This is a genomic window from Bradyrhizobium sp., assembly GCF_035484855.1.
GTDB lineage: Bacteria > Pseudomonadota > Alphaproteobacteria > Rhizobiales > Xanthobacteraceae > Bradyrhizobium.
This window is the reverse complement of record NZ_DATHOP010000014.1, coordinates 1-6,838: the sequence shown is the minus strand read 5'-3', so window position 1 is coordinate 6,838 and position 6,838 is coordinate 1. Positions and strand designations below refer to the sequence as shown.

Sequence of the window (6,838 nt, the reverse complement as noted above, 5' to 3'; positions counted from 1 at the left end):
ATGGAGGCCAAGGCCTCGGCGGGGATCATCGGCGCGCTGCCGCCGATCGTGATGCTCCTGGTCTACCTCACGACCCCCGACTACATCTCGCTGCTGTGGACCCATCCGACCGGACAGTTGATGCTGGTCGGTTGCGTGGTCTGGATGTCCATCGGCATCTTCGTGATGAAAAGAATGATCAATTTCGACTTCTGACGGTGCCCCATGATCTCTTTGCTTGTCGACAAGATCCACGATCCGCACTTCATGACCATGCTGCTCGCCGCTATCGCGGTGAGCGCCACGGCCTATACGCTGATAATCCCGTTTTTCGCCAGCGAGGGTCTCGACAAGCGCATGAAAGCAGTGGCGAACGAACGCGAGCGCATCCGGCAGCGCGAGCGCGACCGCCTCGCCAAGTCCGAAAAGGTCTCGCTGCGGCAGACGCCGAAGCAACTCGTCTCCAGGGTGGTGGAGGATTTCAATCTCACCAAATGGCTGGCGCAGGAATCCGCGCGCGACAAGCTCACCATGGCCGGCTATCGCGGCCAGGCGCCCTACGTCACCTTTCTGTTCTTCCGGCTGGTGACGCCGATCGTGCTGTTCGTCGCGGCGGTGCTGTATGTATTCGTGATCTCGCACATGGAAAAAACCGTTCCGGTCAAGATCGGCATGTGCCTCGGCGCCGCCTATCTCGGCCTGCAGGCGCCGATGCTGTTCCTCAAGAACGCGATCAAAAAGCGCCAGCTCTCGATCAAGCGCGCCTTTCCCGATGCGCTCGATCTGCTGCTGATCTGCATCGAATCCGGCATGTCGATCGAAATCGCGTTCCGCAAGGTCTCCACCGAGATCGTCACGCAGTCGATTGCGCTGTCGGAGGAATTCACGCTGACCACGGCGGAATTGTCCTACCTGCAGGATCGCAAGGTGGCCTATGAGAACCTCGCCAGGCGCACCGGGCTCGAGGGCGTCAAGTCGGTCTGCCTGGCGCTGCAGCAATCGGAACGTTACGGCACGCCGCTCGGCCAGAGCCTGCGCGTGATGGCGCAGGAAAACCGCGACATGCGCATGAACGAGGCCGAGAAGAAGGCCGCAGCCTTGCCGCCGAAGCTGACCGTGCCGATGATCCTGTTCTTCCTGCCGGTCTTGTTCGTCGTCATCCTGGGGCCGACCGGCATCAAGGTCGCCGCGATGCAGTAAGCGCTGCGGTTTAACTGCGGCAGGATGAGTTTGCTGATGCGCCGCATTTTACCAGTGTCACCGCCCGGCCTGGACCGGGCGACCCAGTATTCCAGAGCTGTTAGCGGAAATCGCCGCACGCGCGGCAACCACTTTGCGCAATGCGAGAGGTCTCGGCGTACTGGATCGCCCGGTCATCCCCGATCAAGTCGGGGACGGGCGCCGGGCGACGACATTGCTTTGATTTGACCGCGCCGTTCAGCGCGTTTCGCAGTTCAGTTCAATCCGGATGATTGAGGGTCGCCACCGGCATCGCCGCGTTGCCGGCGCGCGGGCCATCCTTGCGGTTCAGCATTTCTTTCAGATAGGCGACGTTCGCGGCCGCCTCGGCGGGCGGCAGATCCGCCTTGACGATGGTTTCAGCTTCGGCAAAGCGGCCTTGCAGGCCGATCACCAGGCCCAGATTCTGCCGCACCCGCGCATCGGCCTTGCCGCCGGCATAGGCGCGGCGGAGAATCTCTTCCGCCTTCGGCAGTTCCTTCGTTAGCACGTAGGACATGCCGAGATTGGACAGCACCGACGGTTCATCGGGGACGATTTTCAACGCGGTGTCGTAATAGCGGCGGGCCTCGTCATGCCGGCCCATCTGGTCGAGCACGGTGCCCTGCACCGACAGGATCCGCCAGTCGGGATTGGAGGGCGAATGGGCCTTGGTCAGGACGTCGAAGGCCTGCTGGAAATTGCCGTTGTCGGCGAGCGCCCGGCCAAAGCCGCCGAGCAACGCCTTGTCGCCGGGGTGGGCGATGGTGGCCTGTTCGAGCACCGCGACCGCCTGGGCGCGTTGCCCGCTGGCGCGAAGCGCCTGGCCATAGGCCAGCGCCGCATCGGGATCCTTTGGATTGGCACGGTAGCGTTCGCCGTAGACGTCCACCGCGCGCCGCGGATCGGCGTCGGGGCTGGGGCTCGCCTCGGACTTCGACGTGATCGATCCGGTGACGTCGGACATGGTCTCGCAACCGCCGAGGCCAGCGGCCAGGATCGCCGTCATGGCCACGGACGCAAGGAGCCGGGCGAGACTGCAGGGCTGACGCATGGCACTTGACTCACGATAGGCGAATGGAACCGAGCCGACCGCACCAGCAATAGGCTGTTAACCCTAACGACCGGTTAATGCGCGCGCGGGAGGGCCGGCCGCAGCCGCCGGCGGACCGTCATCGGTGACGGAGGGTTTCAATCGGGCCGTTCACGCCACCACGGGGTCTGGGCCCCCCGCCCGGTCAATATTCCGCGGCCAGACGCTTGCGGATCTCATCGATCCGCTTGTCGATCGCATCGAAGCGGGCGTGAATACTTCGGTCATGCAGGTAGAAGATATAACCGAGCGCCCCGAATCCGAAAATCCAGTGGTGAGTTTCAACGTAGCCGATGATCTGCTCGAACACATGGCCGACCGCAACGACAATGTCCCACAAGGCGTCCATCGCACTCCCCACTCAGAAAAAATGATTTTTGAAGTTGAACGACCGGCCCGAGGTTGAAGAACCGCCGTCGATGCACGAGATGCACGCGCCTCCGACCATTTTGTGATCGCCCCAGCCTATCACGATTTCCGAACACGGTGTAGTGCATGGGCAGCGACGGATTTGAACGGAAAGGAATGCCGTTGATGTCACGATATCTGTTCGGTCCGATCGCGATGACGATCCTGCTGTTGTCGGCTCCCGCAACGCTTGCTGCGCCGGTACGTGGCAAGCATCTGGCCCGTCATTGGCATGGCTATGGATTTTTGCCCGGCTATCGCTCGCCGGAGCGGATCGAACAGGAAGAGGCGCGACATCCGCAGCGGGTCTATTGGTATGGCGGCCCGGGCTTCTATCGCGGGCGCTGGAACGGCGGCGGTTTCGGTCCGTGCTGGACCCAGACCCCGATCGGCAATGTCTGGAATTGCGGCCGCTAGAGCATCTTCGAGCGGCCGCAAGCCGCATTCACTCGCAGACCGAGACGCGGCGTAACCGCCAGCCATAGCGCGTCATGACGCGCTGCCGGACCACATAGCAAGCGCCCTCGTCGCCGTAGTACGGGTAGTAACCGCCGTAATAGGGATAGTATCCACCGTAGTAGGCGTAGGGTAAGTAGCCCAGACCATAGCCCAGACCAAAGCCGGGCCCGAACCCGCCGCCGCGGAAGCCGCCGAAACCGTGGCCGCCGAACCCATGGCCGCCAAAACCGCCAAAGCCACCGTGGCCGCCGAAGCCGCCGCGGGCCTGCGCTGTCGTCCCGGTTGCGAGAGCGACCATGCAGAGTAAAGCGATGACGGCTAAACCGCGAGCCGCGAAATTGCGAAGAACCGTTCGGATAGGTGCCATGGGTTTCTCCCGCCTCTACGGCCTGTACGAACACAGGCAAGCATCATTACCAATAGCGTAAATTTGTGTCACGCTGACGGTCAAATCACCTCGGCGTCATTGTCGAGGCTACCGACCTGACTCCCCGCCCTCGTTTCGTTCCAGACTAGAGAACATCATGCCTTCCCCGTTCGAGACCGCTCCAGCCGTAACAGCCATTCCCATCACCTTCGCGACCAAGACGACCTGGGAGGCGATCTGCGATGGTTTGCCCGGCACGGCCCGGCAGTTCGCGCTGGCCAACGGATTTGCCGCCAGGCCGGGAGCGTGCCTGACGCTTCCCGCAGCCGACGGCAAGATCGCGCAAGTCCTGTTCGGCCTCGAGGAGGCAACCGCCAAATTCCGCGATCCGTTCAGGCCCGGTGTGCTACCCGGCCTGTTGCCGCCGGGTGTCTACCGTTTCGCCAATGCGCCGCATGATGCGCGGCTTGCCACGCTCGCCTTTGCGCTTGGTGCCTATCGCTTCGGCCGCTACCGGAAGAGCGATGCCCCCGAGGTCAAATTGGTGCCGCCCGACGGCATCGACGTCGCCGAAATCACGCGCATGGCCGAGGCCGCAACGCTGGCGCGCGACCTCATCAACACACCCTCGAACGACATGGGACCGGAAGAGCTGGCGCTCGCCGCGCAGCAGGTCGCGGAGCGGTTCGGCGCGCAGTTCGGCTGCATCGTCGGCGAGGACCTGGTGCGGCGGAATTTTCCGCTGATCCACGCGGTCGGGATGGCGTCGCCGCGTGCGCCGCGGCTGATCGATTTTTCATGGGGCGACCCCGGTCATCCCAGGGTCACGCTCGTCGGCAAGGGCGTCTGCTTCGATACCGGCGGGCTCGATTTAAAGCCGTCGGCCGGCATGCTGATCATGAAGAAGGACATGGGCGGTGCGGCCAATGTGCTGGCGCTGGCGCAGATGGTGATGGATGCGAAGCTCAAACTTCGCCTGCGCGTCCTGATCCCCGCGGTCGAGAACGCGGTTTCCGGCAACGCCTTCCGCCCGCTCGACATCTTCCCCTCGCGCAAGGGCCTCACGGTGGAGATCGGCAACACCGACGCCGAGGGACGGCTGATCCTGGCCGATGCGCTGGCGCTGGCAGCTGAGGAAAAGCCCGATCTCCTGATCGACATGGGCACGCTCACCGGCGCCGCGCGGGTCGCGCTGGGCCCGGATTTACCGCCCTTTTACACCGATGATGAGACACTGGCGCTCGATGTGGCGCGCTGCGCCCGAGAGGAGAACGATCCGGTGTGGCGATTGCCGCTGTGGCCGCCTTATGATGCGTGGCTCGATTCGAAGACAGCCAATGTCAATAACGCGCCGTCGGGCGCGTTTGCCGGCTCGATCACCTGCGCGCTGTTCCTGCAACGTTTTGTCGAGGGCGCCAAGAGCTGGCTGCATTTCGACATCTTTGGCTGGACGCCGACCACGAGGCCCGGCCGACCCGAGGGCGGCGAATGCCAGGCCGCGCGTGCGGTCTATAAGCTGCTGGGCGAACGCTATGGATGATCCACGCCTGACGCCGGCGCGGCCCGACCTTGCCGCGAATTATCTCGAAGGCAAGATCGCGGCGGCGCGCTTCGTCGAAGGTGAGGAATTCGAGATTGTCGATGCACTCGCACCGCTGCGCGAGGCTCCGTCGTCGGAGGCCATGCTGCTGACGCAGGCGCTGCGAGGCGAGCGCGTCACCATCTATGACCGCGACGGCGAAGGTTTTGCCTGGGGGCAATTGAACGGCGACGGCTATGTCGGCTGGCTGCCCGATCGCGCGCTGGCAAAGCCGGCCGATCAGCCGGCGCACAAGATCACCGCCGTCAGAACCTTTGCCTTTCCCGGTCCCTCGATCAAATTGCCGCCAGTGGAGACGCTAGTGATGGGATTATTGGTGACGGTGCAGCGCGAAGACGGGCCGTTCGCGGTGACGCGCGAGGGCTGGTACCTGCCGCGCGCCCATGTCGGCAGCCGCGACCGTTTCGAGCCGGATTTCGTCGCGGTCGCCGAACGCTTCGTCGGCACGCCCTATCTGTGGGGCGGCAAGAGCAGTTTTGGGATCGATTGCTCCGGCCTCGTGCAGGTCGCACTGAACGCCGCGGGCACCGGCTGCCCGCGCGACAGCGACATGCAAGAGGAGGGGCTCGGCCGTGAACTCGGCCCGGCAGGGGCGAACGAGCTGCAGCGGGGCGATCTCATCTTCTGGAAACGCCATGTCGCCATCGCCCGCGACGCGACGACAATCGTGCACGCCAACGCGCATCACATGGCGACCGTGATCGAGAATACGCGCGAGGTAATCGCGCGCATCAAGACGGCCGGCAGCGAGGTTACGTCGATCAAGCGATTGAAGTAATTTTGCGAGGCACCCTCTTCACCTCTCCCATCGGGAGAGGTGAGAATCGCTATTCCGCCACCGCGCCGCCGGGCGCGGCCTCGATCCGGAACGCGGCGGCAAACAGTGCGCGGGTGTAGTCGGTCTTCGGCGACTTGAACAATTCCGACGCCGGCCCCTCCTCCACCACCTTGCCCTCCCGCATCACGATCAAATGGCTCGCCAGCGAGGCGACCACGCGCAGATCGTGCGAGATGAACATGTAGGTCAGGTCGCGCTTGCGCTGCAGTTCGCGCAACAGGTCGACCATCTGCGCCTGGAACAGCATGTCGAGCGCGCTGGTCGGCTCGTCCAGCACCACGAAATTCGGCTCCAGCACCACCGCGCGCGCGATTGAGATGCGCTGGCGCTGGCCGCCGGAGAATTCGTGCGGATAACGAAAACGCGTCGCCGGATCGAGCCCGACGTCCTTCAGCGCCTTGATCACCCGCGTCTCGCGCTCCTCGTGCGACAACGCGCGCTGATGCACGGCAAGACCCTCGGCGATAATCTCGCCGACCGACATCCGCGGGCTCAGCGCGCCGAACGGATCCTGAAACACGATCTGCATGTCGCGGCGGAACGGCCGCATCGCCTTGAAGCGCAGGCCCTGGATATCGTGACCTAAGAACACGATCGGCCCATCGGACGAGATCAGCCGCAGCAGCGCCAGCCCGAGCGTGATCTTGCCGGAGCCGGATTCCCCGACCACGCCGAGCGTCTCGCCCTTGCGCACCGTAAGGCTGACGCCGTCGACCGCCTTGATGTGCCCGACGGTGGAGCGCATCAGCCCGCGCTTGATCGGAAACCATACCTTCAGATCATCGGCCGACATCACCACCGGTGATTCCGGCCGTGGCGGCGCCGGATCGGGCTTCGGTTCGGCCGCCAGCAGAGCGCGTGTATAGGGGTGTTGCG

The 6,838-nt window shown here is 64.1% G+C and carries 9 protein-coding genes; 5 read left to right on the top strand and 4 right to left on the bottom strand.

Annotated elements, in window-relative coordinates; genetic code table 11:
* Positions 1-195 (top strand): type II secretion system F family protein (locus VK804_RS01015; protein WP_414642692.1); only part of this gene is annotated, 195 nt, incomplete at its 5' end.
* 9 nt (positions 196-204) lie between these two features.
* Positions 205-1,179 (top strand): type II secretion system F family protein, encoded by a 975-nt coding sequence (locus VK804_RS01010; RefSeq protein WP_325366864.1) that lies wholly within the window; start codon positions 205-207, stop codon positions 1,177-1,179.
* 259 nt (positions 1,180-1,438) lie between these two features.
* On the opposite strand, the gene VK804_RS01005 is transcribed toward VK804_RS01010, so the two are convergent.
* Both VK804_RS01005 and VK804_RS01000 read right to left on the bottom strand, forming a co-directional pair.
* Positions 1,439-2,251 carry a tetratricopeptide repeat protein gene (locus tag VK804_RS01005; RefSeq protein ID WP_325366861.1) on the bottom strand — a complete coding sequence of 271 codons (813 nt, stop codon included), beginning with the start codon at positions 2,249-2,251 and terminating at the stop codon, positions 1,439-1,441.
* A gap of 184 nt (positions 2,252-2,435) precedes the next feature.
* Entirely contained in the window at positions 2,436-2,639 is a 204-nt protein-coding gene (locus tag VK804_RS01000) for a hypothetical protein (protein WP_325366859.1), read from the bottom strand.
* A gap of 185 nt (positions 2,640-2,824) precedes the next feature.
* Here VK804_RS01000 and VK804_RS00995 point away from each other — a divergent pair, with 185 nt between their 5' ends.
* On the top strand, positions 2,825-3,115 hold the full coding sequence (locus VK804_RS00995; RefSeq protein ID WP_325366857.1) for a hypothetical protein: 291 nt from the start codon (positions 2,825-2,827) through the stop codon (positions 3,113-3,115).
* 28 nt (positions 3,116-3,143) lie between these two features.
* Here the strand turns inward: VK804_RS00995 and VK804_RS00990 are convergent, their stop codons facing one another.
* A complete protein-coding gene (locus VK804_RS00990) occupies positions 3,144-3,524 on the bottom strand; it encodes a hypothetical protein (protein ID WP_414642691.1) in 381 nt (126 codons plus the stop codon).
* Positions 3,525-3,681: 157 nt separating this feature from the next.
* Here VK804_RS00990 and VK804_RS00985 point away from each other — a divergent pair, with 157 nt between their 5' ends.
* The gene (locus VK804_RS00985) at positions 3,682-5,064 is read left to right on the top strand and encodes a leucyl aminopeptidase family protein (protein WP_325366855.1); all 1,383 of its coding nucleotides are present in this window, start codon (positions 3,682-3,684) and stop codon (positions 5,062-5,064) included.
* Entirely contained in the window at positions 5,057-5,902 is an 846-nt protein-coding gene (locus tag VK804_RS00980; RefSeq protein WP_325366853.1) for an NlpC/P60 family protein, read from the top strand. Before VK804_RS00985 ends, VK804_RS00980 begins: the two co-directional genes overlap by 8 nt.
* Positions 5,903-5,951: 49 nt before the next feature.
* Here the strand turns inward: VK804_RS00980 and VK804_RS00975 are convergent.
* Positions 5,952-6,838: ATP-binding cassette domain-containing protein (locus VK804_RS00975; protein ID WP_325366851.1), on the bottom strand; the 887-nt coding region annotated here is incomplete at its 5' end.